We start from the raw sequence: 16,088 nt of genomic DNA, 5'->3' as shown, positions 1-16,088 counted from the left end.
CCGTTTCCGCGTCCGCCGCCAGCATCCGCTTCGGTTCGGGCCCGTGTCCCTGGATCGACCGGCCTGAGCCGTTTCGTCGTACCCCGGAGCCGCTGTCGTATCGGGGGCGCTCAGCACCGACACACCGACCTCGGGGGACCGGGACCCCTCCGGCCGCCCCGTCCGGCTCGCAGCGCTCCTGCGTCGCCTCCAGCGACCCCGGAACCGCTGCCGCGGTCCGGCGTTAGGCTTCTTCGATGAGCGACCGCAACGAGTACGACGGCCCGCCCGTCAACGTGCCGCCTCCGCCCGGCTGGCGGGTCGAGGCCGTGGCGCTGCCGAGCGAGCCCCGCGTGCTGCCGCGCCAGGACCACGAGGCGATCAACGCCGCCGAGCAGCGGGCCCGGCTGGTCACCCACTGGATCACCCTCGTCAGCGTGGCGCTCATGTTCACCGTCCTCATCATCGGCCTCCTCAACGGCTGACCGCGAACGAGCAGCCGGCCCCGGTCGGGCTCATGCCCGGCCGGGGCCGCTTCACGGCTTCGCCTACTGCTGCACGGTCGCACCCCAGACCATGTCCGCACCGGAGTGACCGGACTTGAAGAGCAGGTATGCCGCCAGCGCCAGCAGCGCGAAAGCCACCAGGCCGATGATGAACATGATGACCTTGCGCCCGGTCGCGGCCGGGTCGTCCGCGCCGGCCGGGGTTTCGCTGTCCTCGTCGGCCGCCGGCGCCGGAGCGGCGCCGTTGCGCTGCAGCGCGGCCCGCCGCCCCCGGTCGAGCCCGGCGAACAGGAACCACACCGGAACCAGGGCCACAAGCGTCCACAGGAGCCACCAGCCGTAGTTCTGGTGCTGCTCGACCGCGTCGGTCCACTTGCCCTCGCCGAAGGTGTAGTCGGCGAACATCTCGCCGGTCAGCACCGAGCCGTACACGGTCGCCGGCGAGATCAGGGCCAGGGCCGCCACGGCCCAGCCGATGCGCTGCCGCAGCGGCGGGATCAGCAGATAAGCGAGGCCGCCGAGCACCAGCAGGGCGACCAGAATGATGGGGGCGTGCACTGCCAGAGGGTGAATCGGCAGGTCAAGAATCGTAGGCATCTCCATAGGGTTAATTGAACCCTAAAGCATCACCAAGCGGAAGCTCCCGCAGAACTTTCGAAGAGTTCGACGTAGCCCATCACGGCATCCGCTATGAGCTGCACCGCGATCGCGGCCAGCAGCACGCCCGCGATCCGCGTCAGCACCTCGATGCCGCCGCGCCGCAAGATCTTCACCAGGAACCCCGAGTAGCGCATGACCAAGTAGATCGAGATGTGGATGACGAGGATCGCCAGCGCGATCCACAGGTAGTCCGCAGGGCCCGGCGCCTGCTGCACGAACAGGATCACCGCGACGATCGCGCCCGGCCCGGCCAGCAGCGGCGTGCCCAGCGGCACGAGCGCGATGTTCGAGGTGGCCGTGCCCGAGGGCTCGTCGGCCTGACCGGTGAGCAGCTGGAGGCTGACGAGGAGCAGCAGCAGCCCGCCCGCGCCCTGGAGCGCTTCGAGATCGATGTGGAGGTAGTTGATGATCTGCTGGCCGAGGAGCGCGAACAGCGAGATCACGCCCAGGGACAGCAAAGTCGCCTGGAGCGCGGCTCGGTTGCGCTCGCGCTGATCCATGGTCCCGGTCAGGGCCAGATAGATCGGCACGATCCCCGGAGGGTCCATGATGACGAAGAGGGTCACCATGACCGTCAGCAAGTATTCGATTCCACCCACGCTGCGAGTATGTCAAGCCCGCTCGATCACAGACTCCGGTTCGACCGCCCGTGTTACGTGTAGCTCAGGATGGGCATCACGGCGCCCTCGGGCGGCTCGAGTTCCGACACCACCGGTTCCTCGCCGGACGCGTCGATGAGCAGCCAGGTGTCCTCGCCGCGGTTGCCGACGATCTGCCAGGCCCCTCCCGGATCGGTCCAGAACTCTCCGGCGTTCTCGTAGCGTTCCTGGTACACACCGAAGTCGACGTCCTCGATCGGCGCGAACTCGAACTCGGCCTGGGACTTCGTGATCACGGTGTCGACGAGCGGCACCGGGTCGGCGGCGGCCTCGCCACCGGCTGCGGCGACCATCTGCGCTCGGATCTCGGCGCTGTCGGCGGGCCCGCACTGCTCCCGCTCGCTGGCGGTGCCGACGGCGTCGAGGTCGGAGACGCAGACGTTGTTCGGGTCGGTCGTGTCGACGAGGACCGCGGCCTCGAACCCGGCGGCGCTCACCGTCTCCAGGCCGAGGCTGAGATTGTCGTTGAACCAGTAGGCTCCGGCGCTCCCACCGGTGGCGCTGTTCAAGTCGGTCGTGAACACGGCGGTGGTCGCGTCCCAGTCCTCCAAGGTGACGGCGTAGTTGGTCGTGAATCCGACCGTCTCGGTCGCGGCCTCCTCGTGGAGGGACACGTCGAGCAGCTCGTAGTCCTCCGCGGAGTAGTCGGAGTTCGGCGTGATCATCGCGAAGCGGTCGCCGGCGCTGCTGATCCTGGTGTAGGTCTCGTCCGCCGAGGGCTTCTCCCAGGCGGTGGCGTCGCCGTCGAAACTGACCGTCCACACGTCCGACACGGCCTCGGAGAAGTACGAGGACTGCAGCTTGTAGACGTTGCCGATCGGCTCATCGACCCCGAAGGAGATGGTGTTGCCGTTCTGGTCGAGCACGTTGTACGAGCCGTCTTCCTCCTGGATGAGGAACTCCATCGCGAACTCGTTCTGCACCTCGACCGTGCTCGTGTCAGCGGCGGTCAGGTTCCCGTCGCCCCTGTCGTGCCCGATCAGGGGGTTCCACGCGAAGGTCGCGGCGCCGAGCACGATGAGGCCCGCGCCGCCCGCGGCGGCGGCCACGCGCCTGCGGCGGCGGATACGGCCGGCCCCGGCGATGGCCAGATCGGCCAGCCCGGGGTCGTCGAACGAAGGCGCGGCCTCGGCGCGTTCCGCCAGCCCGCTGCGCAGGAGGCCCTCTATGTCGTCGCTCATGCCGCTTTCCCCTGTTCCACCTGCAGGCCCAGTGCGGCGGAGGGCGTGCCGAGTCGCTTGCGCATGCCGGCGAGCGCGCGGGACGCCTGGCTCTTGACGGTGCCGACGGAGATGCCGAGGATCTCGGCGATCTGCTGGTCGGTGCGGTTCTCGTAGTAGCGGAGGACGAGGACCGCGCGCTGGCGCTTGGGCAGGACGGCGATGTGGCGCCACATGGCGTCGCGCACCGCGGAGTGCTCGGTGAAGTCGCGGGAGTGGTCGGCCTTGTCCTCGAAGACTTCGGTCGGCTTCTCGCGGTTGGACCGCTTGCGCCACCAGGAGGCGTTGGTGTTGTAGAGGATGCGGCGGGCATAGGCGTCGACCGAATCAGTAGTCCTGATCCGGCTCCACGCCAGGTAGGTCTTCGTCAAGGTCGTCTGCACCAAGTCCTCCGCTGTCGCCCAGTTCCCTGTGAGGAGATACGCCGCACGGTGCAGCGCGGCGGAGCGTGCCGCCACGTACTCGCGGAACTCCTCGTCCTGGGACGATTTGGCCTCGCTCACGAGTCTCCCTGGGGGGGTCGAAGAACAGACGACATTCCCCCGGCGGGCGGTTGCGCCGCCGGGCGGAATTCTGCCAAAAGATGGGTGTCATTGGCAACCGAGGGTCGGTTAGGAGATGAGTATACGAAGTAGGTGCTACCCCATGGGTCCGGGCATGGGTTGCGGCGATGTGGGTCATGACCAGGACGAAGAACACCCGCCGACGGTGTCGGCGGGTGTGCGGAGGGTGAACGGAGCGGCTCGGCCTCAGGCGTCGGCGGACTTCGGCGCGGGCTCCGCTTCGGGTATCAGATCCTCTTCGGGTTCGGCCTCGCGTTCGTCGACGGCCTCGGGCTCGTACATCTCCTCGCACATCTGGAGGTAGAGCTCGTTCGGGTTCGGCAGGTGCGGGACGTTCCGCAGCGCCTGGTCCTGGCCGGCGGACTCGATGATGAACTCGCCGTAGTTGAGCATCCGGCCCATGGGCGTCTGGGAGTACTTCATGTCGGTGACGCGGCCGAGCGGCATCATGGCGACCGAGCGGGTGATGACCCCCTGGATGAGCATGATCCGCTTGTTGGTCAGGATGAAGCGGTCCATGTACCAGTCGAGGATCTTCCAGCCCACGAAGCCGAGGATGAGCAGCCACAGGAGCACGGTGATCGTCAGCCCGGTGCTGTTGGCGCCGGACTTCGTGAGCATCCCGGAGATGAGACCCATGATGAAGGTCGCCAGAGTGCCGATGACGTACCAGGGCATGAGGTGGACCCAGTGCCGCCGCCACTCGCCGCGGTACTTCTCGGTCGGGAAGAGGTAGCGGGCGGAGATCGGGGAGGGGACGTCGGGCACGGACGGGGCGCGCATGCCGCCGAGGAGGCCGCCGCTCAGTCCGCTGTTGAGGCCGTCGTCGAAGCGGACGCCGTCGATGTCGCTCGCGGCGGTCGCCGGCGCGGATCCGGCTGTTCCCGGAGGGAAGCTGAATTCGCGCGTAGGAGATTCCGCGCCCGGGGCGGGACTGTCGGAGGGGGCGCGGGGACTGGGGGGTTCCAGCGGCTCGGTGTCCTTGTTGTCCCCCGAGCCGCCTGCACCGGTATCGGTCATAGTGCCGTCGCTATCAGGTCACGAGGTTCGTGAAGAACGCCGCGAAACCGTTTGCGGCATCGAGGATTCCGCCTGCGAGGTTCCCGACCACGTCACTGGCCTCGCCTGGCCTGAAGGCCACAAAGAACACCAGGAACGCAAGTCCGCCCCAAGTCAGAAACTTCTTCAACTTCCTCACCCCTCCCGTCAAGGGTCCTGGCCGATCGTTCGTCTGGCGCAGGCTGGCACGAGTCTACCGTACGAGCATGACTCGGCTTTCAGTTTTGTTCTGGGCCCCAACGGTGCGAACCGCGCGGCCCGATGCCGGGATCAGCGTAACGCGGTGGTTCCACTTTTGCCCGACTCCGCCTATCTACCAGCGGATTCAACCTATTCGCTTGTACCACGGGGAGCTTACCCCAAGTAACCCGCTATTGGCTCAATGTAGGCGCATAGGCCCTCGTGACCCCATGGAAGCGTCAGGTATCCGACACCGACCGTTCGCCTAGGGCCCGATGGGGAGCGACGTTGTGACCCGGCGTCGCCATCGACCCCTCGAGCACCGATGTGCTCCATTCCAGAGTGCCACCGGGGTGCGACATCGTGTGGCCCCAGCGGCGTCGGATTCCTGACGATCGGATTTCAAGACGCGGGCCGCCCGGCCGTGGTATCGGGGCGCCGCCCTATCTGGTCGGGCGCTGCCCGGCTGCCCTATCCGGTCGGGCGCTGCCCGGCTGCCCTATCCGGTCGGGCGCTGCCCGAAGACGTGTTCCCTCACCCAGGCGTGCATCGCGATGCCGCTGGCGACGCCGGCGTTGATGGAGCGGGTCGAGCCGAACTGGGTGATCGAGCAGACCATCGAGCAGACCTCGCGCACCGGTTCGGAGAGGCCGGGGCCCTCCTGGCCGAAGACGAGGACCGCCTTGCGCGGCAATGCGGTCGTCTCGATCGGGACCGAGCCGGGCAGGTTGTCGATGCCGACGATCACGAGGCCCTCGGCCTCGGCCCAGGCGAGGAAGTCCTCAACAGTCGCGTGGTGCTCGACGTGCTGGTAGCGGTCGGTGACCATCGCGCCGCGGCGGTTCCAGCGGCGCTTGCCGACGATGTGGACGGTCTTGGCGAGGAACGCGTTGGCATTGCGCACGACGGTGCCGATGTTGAAATCGTGCTGCCAGTTCTCGATGGCCACGTGGAAGTCGTGGCGGCGCTCGTCCAGGTCGGCCACGATCGCCTCGCGGCTCCAGTAGCGGTACTCGTCGAGGACGTTGCGGCGGTCGCCCAGACGCAGCAGGTCGGGGTCGTAGCGCTCGTCCTCGGGGAGCGGGCCCTCCCAGGGGCCGACGCCGACGGCATCCGGAGCTTCGTCCTGCGGGGGCTCGAGGGCTTCGCCCCGCGGGGGCTCTGCGGCGGGGCCGATCGGGTCAGTCACGCCGCCTATTGGAGCACAGGAGCCCGCCGACGCGGCGGCAACCGGCTTCAGACATAGCGCCGCCCCGGCGGCTACGGGGGAAACCGACCGGGGCGACGCGTTGCATAGTATCTTCCGGACGCCTGCGATCGGGCACACACCTCACTGAATTCCCTTGCCGCGTAAGGAATTCGGGTTATTGATCGTCCCTTGTCACTCAGGTCTCGTCATACGCGCATGAAGGCCTTGAGGGCGTCCGGGTTGGCCAGGGCGTCGCGGGCGATGGCCTCCTCGGCGGGCACGCCTTTGAGGATCTTCTTGACCGGGACCTCCACCTTCTTGCCGCTCAAGGTGCGCGGGATCGACGGCACCTGCCGCACCTCGTCGGGGATGTGGCGGGGCGAGAGCTGCTCGCGCAGCCTGGCGGTGATGCGCCGCCGCAGGTCGTCGTCGAGTTCGGTGCCCTCGGTGCAGGAGATGTAGAGCAGCAGGCGGTCCTGGCCCGGGTCGTCCAGGTGCACGACCAGGGAGTCGGCAACGCCCTCGATCGCCTCGACGACGGCGTAGAACTCGGCGGTGCCCATGCGCACGCCGCCGCGGTTCAGCGTGGCGTCGCTGCGTCCCGAGATCACCGCCGACCCGCGATCGGTGATGGTGATCCAGTCGCCGTGGCGCCAGATCCCCGGGAAGTCCGTGAGATAGGTGTCGCGGTAGCGGTGCTTGAGCGGGTCCCCCCATAGCCCCACGGGCATCGAGGGCATCGGAGAGGCGATCACGAGCTCGCCCTCGCGTCCGATCCCGGGGTGGCCCTCGGGGTCGAAGGACTGCACGTCCGCACCGAGGCACCGGCAGGAGAGCTCGCCGCGCCAGACCGGGACGGTGGGCGCGCCGCCGATGAAGCCCGTGCACAGGTCGGTGCCGCCCGAAAGGGACTGGAGCTGCGCGGTCTCGCTGATCTGTTCGTACACGTAGTCGAAGCCGACCTCCGGGAGCGGTGCGCCGGTCGAGCCGATGCCGCGGATCAGGGAGAGATCGGCCTCCTCCACGGGCTTGATGCCCCGCGAGCGGCAGGCCATGAGGAACGGCGCGCTCGTGCCGAAGTAGGTGGTGCCGGACTCCTGGGCGAGGCGCCACATCCCGGCCGGGTCCGGTGCGCCGTCGAACATGACGATCCCCGCGCCCACGATCGGCGCGGACATCAGGTAGTTCCACATCATCCAGCCGGTCGTGGAGTACCAGAAGAAGCGGTCGCCGACGCCGAGGTCGTGGTGCAGCGAGTGCATCTTCGCGTGCTCGATCGCCATGCCGCCGTGGGAGTGGACGATCGCCTTCGGCAGGCCCGTGGTGCCCGAGGAGTACAGGATGTAGAGCGGGTGGTCGAAGGTGAGCGGCTCGAAGGCGACCCCTTCGTCGTACGCGCAGAAGCGGTCCCAGGTCTCGCCTTCCACCTCGCCCGCGCCGATGTACGGGAGGGTCACGACCGAGCCGAGGCCTTCGAGGCCGCGCACCACGCGGCGCAGGTCGGCGGAGCGGTCGATGGTCTTGGAGCCGTACATGTAGCCGTCGACGGCCACGAGGACCTTCGGCTCGATCTGCGCGAAGCGGTCGAGCACGGCCTTGGCCCCGAACTCGGGGGCGCAGCTCGAGAAGACCGCGCCGATGCTGGCTGTGGCGAGCATGAGCGCGTAGGTCTCCGGGATGTTCGGCATCCAGGCCGCGACCCGGTCGCCGCGGTGGACGCCGTGGGCGATGAGCCCGGCGCGGGCGCGGGCGACGGCCTCGCGCAGCTCACCGAGGGTCCACTCGACGGGTTCGCGGGTGTCGGAGTAGGCGCGCACGAGCACGTCCTCCTCGTCCACACCCGGGGCGGTGAGCACCGCGCGCGCGTAGTTGAAGGTCTCGTCGGGGAACCAGACGGTGTCCGGCATGGTCTCGTCGGCGAGCACCCGGTGCTCCGGCACGGTCTTGCCGAGGCCGAAGTACTCCCAGACCGCGCCCCAGAACGGGCGCAGATGCTCCACGGAGTACTGCCACAAGGCCGGATAGCCGGTGAGGTCGCGCTCCTCCCGGCGGGACAGCCACTGGCTGAACCGCCCGATGTTCGTCGTCTCCACCGCGTCTGGCCGCGGCAGCCACAGCACCTCGTTGGTCACGTTCGCCTCCCCGATTCCACAACAGTGTGGTCCACAGCACTATCGTGTCACGAGGAAGCCTCGGCCTACCTTGCGGGGCCGCCCGTTTCGGTGGTTTCGTCCCCTATTCTGTGAATGGGAGCGAGCTCGTCCTCGATGTAGCGCTCGCGGATCACGTAGAGCCCTGCGCAGAAGAGGACCACGGTCAGCGCGGCGAGGAGCCCGAACGGGACCGACCAGGAGCCGGTGAGCCCGTAGACCCAGCCCACGGCCAGCGGCCCGACCCCGGCGATGAGGTAGCCGCCGGACTGGGCGAACGAGGACAGCGCGCTCGTCCCGGCCGGGGTGCGGGCACGGAGCCCGAACAGGGTGAGCACCAGCGGGAACACCGAGGTGCCGAGGCCGAAGAGCGCCATCCACAGCCAGGTGAGCGCGCCGCCGCCGATCCAGAGGCCCGCGATCGCGGGCGGGTAGCAGGCCATGAGGATGAGGAAGACCGGGCGCGGACCCCAGCGGACGGTGAGGATCGGGACGACCACCGAGACCGGGATCTGCACGATCGTGAGCAGCCCGAGCATCGACCCGGCGGCGGCAGCGGCCATCCCGTCGGCGACGAGGATCGTGGTCGTCCAGCCCATGAGGATGTACGCGATGGCCGACTGGCAGCCGAAGACCACGAGCATCATCCAGGCCAGTCGCGAGCGGCGGACCCCGCGCAGGCGGCCGATCGGCGCCGCCCCGGCGGCGGCCGCCGCGGGACGCCACAGCACCCACGGGACGATCGCGATGAGCGCCGGGAGCGCCCAGACGGCCAGCGCGATGCGCCAGTCGCCGACGAGGTGGTCGATCGGGGCGGTCGTGGCGGCGGCGACGGCCGTGCCGACCGCGAGCGTCGTGGAGTAGGCGGTGGTCATGAGGCCGATGCGGTTCGGGAAGTAGCGCTTCACGATCACGGGCACGGCGACGTTGCCGACGGCTCCGGCGGCGAGCGCCAGGAGGCTGAAGAGGAGGAAGAGCGCGGCGTTCGGGGCCCAGGCGCGGGCGATCATGCCGATGCTCATGACCAGGAGCGCTCCGGTGAGGAGGGAGCGGGGGCCGAAGCGGCGGGCGAGGCGCGGGGCGAGGGCGCCGAGGCCGGCGAAGGCGAGGACCGGGAGCGTGGTGAGGAGCCCGGCCGCGGTCTCCGACATGCCGAGGCCGGTGCGCAGTTCGGCGAGGATCGCGCCGACGCTGGTGACGGCGGTGCGGAAGTTGAACGCGGCGAGGACGATCCCGGCGACGAGCATCCAGCCCATGGCCACCGCCGCGGCCGTGGGCTTCGGCGGGTCAGTGAGCTCGGCGCGCGGAGTGGGGGCGGGGTGCTCCGTGTCGGAGTTCGGGCCGGCGTCGTCGATGGCGGTGGCGTCGGTCGTCGTCACGCGGACGGCTCCTTCCGGGTGCGGGAGGCGGTCGGTGTCCGGTGGGGTGGTAACCGTTAGCCAGCTGATCCGTACACACGCTGGTGGCACCTGAGCAGCTGGGATAGTATTGAGTCAATTCATAGGATGAATTAACAGCCTGTCAACGGTATCGCGACGGCTGTCTGCTTTAATCCTTCTAGTGTTGGGAAACACGCACCCCCATGGCGGGCCCCCGCTAGCCATGGACGCTCCGGAGAGGTCAGGTCCGTCAGTGGCATTGCAGTCGACACGCAAGTCCGCCCTCGTCGATCAGGTGATCGAGCAGCTGCGCCAGCAGATCAGCGACGGCGAGTGGGGCCTCGGCTCGCGCATCCCCACCGAGAGCGAACTCGCGGAGCTCCTCGGCGTCGGCCGCAACACGATCCGCGAGGGCGTCCGGGCCCTCGCCCACGCCGGGCTCCTCGAGATCCGCCAGGGCGCCGGGACCTTCGTCGTCGGACGCAGCGAAGTGACCGCGGCCGTGCGCCGCCGCATCGCCGCGAGCCCCGCCTCCGACGCCATGGAGGTCCGCCGCGGCCTCGAGGTCGAGGCCGCCCGCCTGGCCGCCCACCGCCGCGACGAAGCCGACATCACCCGCCTGCGCATCCTCCTCTCCGAGCGCGAGGCCACGCACGAGGTCAACGACACCGAGTCGTTCATAGCGGCCGACATCGCCCTCCACCAGGCCGTGGCCGAGGCCAGCCACAACAAGCTCCTCGCCGAGCTGTACGCCGAGCTCGCCGACTCGCTGCGCGAGACCGTGCGCGCCGGGCTCGGCCCGAACCTCGCCGAGGAGCCGCACATCGACCACTCGCGCGCGATCGAGGCGATCATCGCGGGCGACGCCGACCTGGCCGCCGCGGAGACCGCCGCGTACCTGCGCCTGCTCATCGACGATTGACTGACCGCGGCGGACGCGGGCACCTCACAGAACGCCCGTGAGCCGCTTGGAAAGCCGTCTCATGGAGATAGAGTCGGTACTGCCGCTCGCCTCTGAGTACGAAGGAGTCCCCATGCGCCTGTCCGCCCGCGTCGACTACGCACTGCGGGCCGCCGTGGCCCTCGCCGGGTACGGCGAGCGGTGGGTCTCGGCCGAGCAGATCGCCGAGGACCAGGGCATCCCCCGCAAGTTCCTCGAGTCGATCCTGCTGCAGCTGCGCCGCGGCGGCATCGCCACTTCCAAGCGCGGCTCCGAGGGCGGCCACCAGCTCGCACGGCCCGGTGACCAGATCAGCCTCGCCGACGTCATCCGCGCCGTCGACGGCCCGCTCGTCGGCGTCCGAGGCGAACGCCCCGAGCAGGTCCCCTACTCCGGCACCGCCACCGCCATGACGAACGTCTGGATCGCCCTGCGCGTCTCCGAGCGCAACATCCTCGAATCGGTCTCCCTCGCCGCCGTCGCGAACGACGACCTCCCCACCTCCGTCACCAAGCTCCTCGAGGACCCCGACGCCTGGGTCATCCGCGACTGACGCGAGGTTGCAAAGGCCGGTCGGAAGAATCCGGTAACAGTCGAACCCTGATGCACCGCCGATGTGGTGCTGACGCGTCGGGCCGCCGAGGGCGGTTCGGCTTTGACAGAATCGACACGTGAAGTTTCCCGATTTGGGGGCCTGGTGGGACCGCGTGCTCCTAGGGGCTCGGAAACGGTCCAACCTGGCGGACCACTCCTGGCGCGCGGGCGAGCGGTACGGCGAGGTCCACGGCGGGCAGCTGGCCGCCGCGATCTCGTACTACGCGTTCTTCGCGGCGTTCTCGATGTCGCTCTTGGCATTGGCGATCTTCGGCTACATGCTCGACATCCCCGACATCTACAACTCGGTCGAGGCCTGGCTGGAGACGAACCTGCCCGTGATCGACGTCGGGGTCCTCGAGAGCTCGCGCAAGTCGGTGACGATCTTCGCGGCCGTGGCCCTCATCGTCGCCGGGGTCGCCTGGGTCCAGTCGGTGCGCGCCGCGATCCGCACCATCTGGAGCCTCGACGCCCAGCCCGGCAACCCGTTCCTGCGCTGGGCCATCGACCTCGGCATCCTCGTCGGCGTCTCGATCCTGCTGCTCATCACCATCGGCGCGACCGCCGGCGCGGAATGGGTGCTCGCGGCCCTCGAGCTCGACGACGCCACCGGCAACCTCGCCCTGGTGGTCCGCGGGGTCTCGGTCGTGGTGGGCCTCGTCGCCAATGCGCTGCTGTCGCTCGTCCTGCTCCAGGCGCTCCCGCGAGTGGTGATGCCGCTGCGGCGGGTCGTCTGGGCGGCTCTGGCCGTCGCGATCGGCATGGAGCTGCTCAAGACCCTCGGCCGCATCTACGTCCTGCACGTCTCCGACCGCCCCGCCTACCAGGCGGTGACCACAGCGGTCGGTCTCCTCGTCTTCCTCTACCTGTTCAACGTGATGCTGCTCCTCGCCGCCTCCTGGACGGCCACCTCCCTGCGCGGCAGGGCCATCGACCTCGCCGAGCGCGCGAAGATCCCCTATGAGTCCGGCCGCCTCCACAAACCCCACAACGACGAATGACGGCCCGGGCGCATCGCGCCCGGGCCGTCGTTCATGCAGTCGCAGGTTACGCGGTGGCGCAGACCTGGCCGTTCATGAGGAACATGCCCGGGTCATCGGGGTTGCCGGTGCCTTGGAAGCCGATCTGCTTGGTGCGGCCCGGCTTCAGGGGGAAGTTCCAGAAGGCCGGGTCGGCGACCATGGCGGCGCCGTCGATGGCGATGGTGCCGCCCCAGTCGTATTCCACTGTGGCCACGCCGCCGGACTTCCAGACCAGGTCGAACTCCTCGATCGGGGCGTCGCCGGTGTTGGTGACCTTGATCTGGACGACGAACCCGTCGCCCCAGTCGGACACGACGTCGTAGTCGACGGAGCAGGACGCGGCCGCGTACGGGGCCGCGGCGGTGTCGCGGACCGGGCCGGAGGTCACGGTCTCCCAGACCGGGGCCTCCATGTCGTAGCCGATGAAGAAGCTCGGCCACGGCGGCTGGTTGTACGACACGTTCTGCCACGACACGGCGAGGCGGTACTGCGGGTCGTTCATCAGCGTCGGCAGCGCGTAGTCCGAGGCGATCGTGGTGGTGAACAGGCGCACGCCGTCGTTCGACTCCTTGCGCAGGATCACCTCCTCGCGCCAGTCCCCGAGCAGGTCGCCGGTGAGCGCCGCGTTGCCCTTGGTGCCGTTGCTGGTGTCGACCCCTTCGGGAGTGAAGATCTCCGACTGGGTGCCCGCGGTGTGGTCCCACTCGGCGATGTAGGGGTAGAGCGGCACGTAGTCGGGCTCGTTGAACTCGTGGTCGAAGATCTCGCGGCCGAGGTCGCCGTCCCACCAGACCATCGAGTTCGCCGACGGGATGCTGGTGCCGATCAGGGTGCCGTCGGCCGCGTGCAGCGCGCCCTCGCGGGCGTTCCACGCGCCGGTGGTCGAGACGGCCCAGCATTCCGCGCCCGCGTAGTTCGGGTCGATGTCGCCGCAGGTGCCGCGGCCGGTGTCCTTGGTGCCGGGGATCGACCACAGCACTTCGGCGGTGTCCGCGTCGCGGAACGCCCCGGCCTTGTTGCCCGAGCATGACATGCACTCGAAGGGGCTGAAGATCTCCAGGCCCTCGTTGGAGGGGTCGAAATCGGAGACGTGCAGCGCGTCGCCGTGGCCGAGGCCGGTCGAGTACAGCGGTGTCCCGTCGTCGTTGATGGTCATCGCGCCGAACACGATCTCGTCGCGCCCGTCGTTGTCGACGTCCGCGATGGACATCTGGTGGTTGCCCTGCCCGGCGTACTTCCCGCCCCAGCGGTCGGAGCTGAAGCTCCACAGCTGCGGCAGGTTGTCGCCGTCCCAGTTCCACGCGGTGATCTCGGTCTTCGCGTAGATGCCGCGGTTGGTGATCAGCGACGGGTGCACGCCGTCGAGGTAGGCCACCGCGAGCATGAGGCGGTCGCCGCGGTTGCCGTAGCAGTCGCCCCACGAGCAGATGTCGCCGCGCGCGGGCGCCCAGTCGGTGGTCTCCATCGCGGCGCCGGTCTGGCCGTTGAAGACCGTCAGGAACTCCGGGCCCCGCAGGATGCGCCCGTCGGTGCCGCGGTAGTCCGCGTCGGCGTCGCCGATCACGGCCCCTTCGCCGTCCACAGTGCCGTCGGCGGTCTTGAGCGCCACCTCGGCCTTGCCGTCGGAATCGAGGTCGTACGCAACGAGCTGCGTGTAGTGCGCCCCGGCGCGGATGTTCTTCCCGAGGTCGATGCGCCACAGGCGCTCACCGCCGAGGGTGTACGCGTCGACGTAGACGTTCCCGGTGTAGCCGCTCTTGGAGTTGTCCTTGGAGTTCGACGGGTCCCACTTCTGGACGATCTCGTAGACGCCGTCGCCGTCCAGGTCCGCCACGGTGGCGTCGTTCGGCGCGTACGTGTAGGCGACGCCGTCGGGGGTGGTGCCGCCTTCGGGGCGGTCCATGTCGATGTCGATGTACTGGTCGTCCCAGACCTCGAAGGCCTTCGTGTAGCCGGTCTCGACGCCTTCGGCGACGGTGGCGATCCAGTAGGTCGCGTTCGCGGTGCCGCCCTGGTCGGTGAGGTTCGTCAGCTGCGTCGGCTCGGGCGTGATGAGCCTGCCGTCGCGGTAGACGTTGAACGCCAGGCCTTCCGGGTCGAGCGCGAGGCTGCGCCAGCTGAGGAAGTTGCCGCCGTCGGTACTCACCGCGACCGGCGCGCGGTCGAGGCTCTCGATCTGCTCGGCGCACTCGGCGCACGGCGTGTCGGGGCCTTCGTCGCCGCCGCCGGGGACGTCGCCGATGCGGGTGAGCTCCAGGCCGTTGAGGTGCCCGGTCTGGCCCGAGATGGTGACGTTGAGCTGGCCGTCCTCGACGGTGATGCCTTCGAAGTCCTTGGTGAGGATCGCCTTCGAGGCGGCGTTGGCCGCGCCGAAGTCGACGCCTTCGAACTTCACGTTCGCGCGGGCCGAGCCCAAGTAGTCGCCGGTGATGACGCGCGCGCTGTACAGGCCGTCGGCGACGTCGACCGCGAAGTCGTACGTGCCGCCGAACCAGGCCACGAAGTCGGAGCCGAGCGGGTCGGTCGCGACGCCGCGGTCGCGGTCGATCGCGCTGGTCATGTCGGTGGTGAAGCCGTAGCCGCGCTCGGCGGTGTAGGCGGTGCCGCGGTTGACCTCGGTGTACCCGGGGGCGACGGTCTGCGAGGCCGGGCCGAAGTCGTACTTGAACCCGGCGGTGGCGGTGGTGACGGTGAGGGTGGACGACTTCTCGCCCTCGCCCTTGCCGTTGACGCCCGCGACGGCGAACTCGTAGGCGGTGTCCTCTTTGAGCCCGGAGACGCGGCCGACGCCGACGGTGGCGGTGGAGCCGAGGCGCCATTCACCGCCCGGCTCGCGCACGAAGACGCGGTAGATGTCGGCGTCCTCGGCGGCGTCCCAGTTGAGGGTCACGCTCGCGTTCGCGACCGTGGCGGCCTTGAGCCCGGTCGGAGCGGCGGGCGCGTTCGCGGGGGGCGCCACGTCGACAACGTGCTCGGAGAGCGGGAGGCCGAGCGTGGCCGTCTCCTCGGCGACCAGGCGGGCCATCTGGATGGCGCCGTACTCCTGGAAGTGCGTGTCGTCGGCGGTGCCGTTGGGCCGGTTCGGGTAGACCCCGGCCGGGACGTGCAGGAACACCGACTTCGCTTCCTCGGGCCCGATCTCGTTGAGGTAGGCGCGCGAGGAGGCCGAGAGGTCGACCATGGCGACGCCGGTCTCCTCGTGGAGCTCGTAGACCTTGTTCACGTAGTCGCCGAAGGACACGTTGAACTGGCCGGTCTCGGCATTGAAGCTGCGGCGCGAGACGGGGGTGACGAGCACCGGGATGGCGCCCTTCTCGATCGCGCCGGCGATGTAGTGGTCCCGCAGGTACATCTTGTAGTCGTCGGGCGAGGTGTACCGCTCGGGGACCGAGGCGGTGGCGTCGTTGTGCCCGAACTGGACGAACAGGTAGTCGCCCGGCTGGATCTCGTTCAGGATCGCGTCGAGGCGGCCCTGCTCGATGAAGGAGCGCGAGGAGCGCCCGCCGATCGCGTGGTTGGCGATCGTGACGTTCTCGTCGAAGTAGCGGTCGATGACCTGGCCCCACCCGGCCTGCGGCTCCCAGTAGGGGTCGTAGGTCTGGACCGTGGAGTCGGAGGCGAGGTAGACGGTGATGCCGTCGTCCTGGGCCTGGGAGGGGGCGCCGGCGGAGAGGACCCCCGCGAGGGCGGTGGCACCGGCGGCGGCGACCGCGAGGGCGCGCCGCCATCGGCGTGGAGGAGGAGTCATGTTCACTTCCGTGGTGAGGAGGAGGGGGCTTGCCGGACATACGGTAATGAATCGTTTCAATACCGAGGACGGTTGCCGGGCAAGCGGTTTCTAGAAGGGGACGGTACCGAGTGGATTATGGAATGTCAATACATGTCGATGTCTTAGAGCAGGGGTCGGGGGGGGGGGGGGCGGGGGGGGCCCCCCCCCCCCCCCCCCACCACCCCCCCCCCCCCCCCCGCCCGGCGGGGGCCGGGGTGG

Annotated in this window: 14 protein-coding genes; 4 read left to right on the top strand and 10 right to left on the bottom strand. The window is 69.2% G+C overall.

Features of this window, described 5'->3' with window-relative positions; all coding sequences use genetic code 11:
- The first annotated feature begins 236 nt into the window (after nt 1-236).
- On the top strand, nt 237-464 hold the full coding sequence (locus tag O1R50_RS02920; protein ID WP_270108362.1) for a hypothetical protein: 228 nt from the start codon (nt 237-239) through the stop codon (nt 462-464).
- Between the two features lie 63 nt (nt 465-527).
- Here the strand turns inward: O1R50_RS02920 and O1R50_RS02915 are convergent, their stop codons facing one another.
- The 9 genes from O1R50_RS02915 to O1R50_RS02875 form a co-directional block, all read right to left on the bottom strand.
- Nucleotides 528-1,043: a hypothetical protein gene (locus O1R50_RS02915; protein WP_270108361.1), complete on the bottom strand. Its 516-nt coding sequence runs from the start codon at nt 1,041-1,043 to the stop codon at nt 528-530.
- A 68-nt stretch (nt 1,044-1,111) separates the two neighbouring features.
- Nucleotides 1,112-1,735, bottom strand: coding sequence for a MarC family protein (locus O1R50_RS02910; protein ID WP_408612590.1), 624 nt, complete (start codon nt 1,733-1,735; stop codon nt 1,112-1,114).
- A gap of 62 nt (nt 1,736-1,797) precedes the next feature.
- Nucleotides 1,798-2,985, bottom strand: coding sequence for a hypothetical protein (locus O1R50_RS02905; protein WP_270108359.1), 1,188 nt, complete (start codon nt 2,983-2,985; stop codon nt 1,798-1,800).
- Nucleotides 2,982-3,527: a SigE family RNA polymerase sigma factor gene (locus tag O1R50_RS02900; protein WP_270108358.1), complete on the bottom strand. Its 546-nt coding sequence runs from the start codon at nt 3,525-3,527 to the stop codon at nt 2,982-2,984. The genes O1R50_RS02905 and O1R50_RS02900 overlap by 4 nt, the downstream gene beginning before the upstream one ends.
- Nucleotides 3,528-3,773: 246 nt before the next feature.
- On the bottom strand, nt 3,774-4,607 hold the full coding sequence (locus tag O1R50_RS02895) for a PH domain-containing protein (RefSeq protein WP_270108357.1): 834 nt from the start codon (nt 4,605-4,607) through the stop codon (nt 3,774-3,776).
- Between the two features lie 13 nt (nt 4,608-4,620).
- Nucleotides 4,621-4,785 carry a hypothetical protein gene (locus tag O1R50_RS02890; protein WP_230601565.1) on the bottom strand — a complete coding sequence of 55 codons (165 nt, stop codon included), beginning with the start codon at nt 4,783-4,785 and terminating at the stop codon, nt 4,621-4,623.
- Between the two features lie 540 nt (nt 4,786-5,325).
- The gene (locus O1R50_RS02885) at nt 5,326-6,015 is read right to left on the bottom strand and encodes a TrmH family RNA methyltransferase (RefSeq protein ID WP_270108356.1); all 690 of its coding nucleotides are present in this window, start codon (nt 6,013-6,015) and stop codon (nt 5,326-5,328) included.
- 206 nt (nt 6,016-6,221) lie between these two features.
- On the bottom strand, nt 6,222-8,147 hold the full coding sequence (locus O1R50_RS02880; protein ID WP_270108355.1) for an acetoacetate--CoA ligase: 1,926 nt from the start codon (nt 8,145-8,147) through the stop codon (nt 6,222-6,224).
- Nucleotides 8,148-8,212: 65 nt separating this feature from the next.
- Nucleotides 8,213-9,544 (bottom strand): MFS transporter, encoded by a 1,332-nt coding sequence (locus O1R50_RS02875; protein WP_270108354.1) that lies wholly within the window; start codon nt 9,542-9,544, stop codon nt 8,213-8,215.
- Nucleotides 9,545-9,797: 253 nt separating this feature from the next.
- Here O1R50_RS02875 and O1R50_RS02870 point away from each other — a divergent pair, with 253 nt between their 5' ends.
- From O1R50_RS02870 to O1R50_RS02860, 3 genes are all read left to right on the top strand, one after another.
- Nucleotides 9,798-10,466, top strand: coding sequence for a FadR/GntR family transcriptional regulator (locus O1R50_RS02870; protein ID WP_205326814.1), 669 nt, complete (start codon nt 9,798-9,800; stop codon nt 10,464-10,466).
- A 112-nt stretch (nt 10,467-10,578) separates the two neighbouring features.
- Entirely contained in the window at nt 10,579-11,037 is a 459-nt protein-coding gene (locus O1R50_RS02865; protein WP_270108353.1) for an RrF2 family transcriptional regulator, read from the top strand.
- Between the two features lie 118 nt (nt 11,038-11,155).
- Nucleotides 11,156-12,079 (top strand): YihY/virulence factor BrkB family protein, encoded by a 924-nt coding sequence (locus O1R50_RS02860; protein WP_270108352.1) that lies wholly within the window; start codon nt 11,156-11,158, stop codon nt 12,077-12,079.
- 46 nt (nt 12,080-12,125) lie between these two features.
- On the opposite strand, the gene O1R50_RS02855 is transcribed toward O1R50_RS02860, so the two are convergent.
- Nucleotides 12,126-15,848 carry a rhamnogalacturonan lyase family protein gene (locus tag O1R50_RS02855; protein ID WP_270108351.1) on the bottom strand — a complete coding sequence of 1,241 codons (3,723 nt, stop codon included), beginning with the start codon at nt 15,846-15,848 and terminating at the stop codon, nt 12,126-12,128.
- Between the last annotated feature and the right edge of the window lie 240 nt (nt 15,849-16,088).

This window comes from Glycomyces luteolus, assembly GCF_027622875.1.
Taxonomy (GTDB): Bacteria; Actinomycetota; Actinomycetes; order Mycobacteriales; family Micromonosporaceae; genus Glycomyces; species Glycomyces luteolus.
The sequence above is the reverse complement of the archived record's forward strand: the minus strand, read 5'-3'. Positions and strand labels throughout refer to the sequence as shown.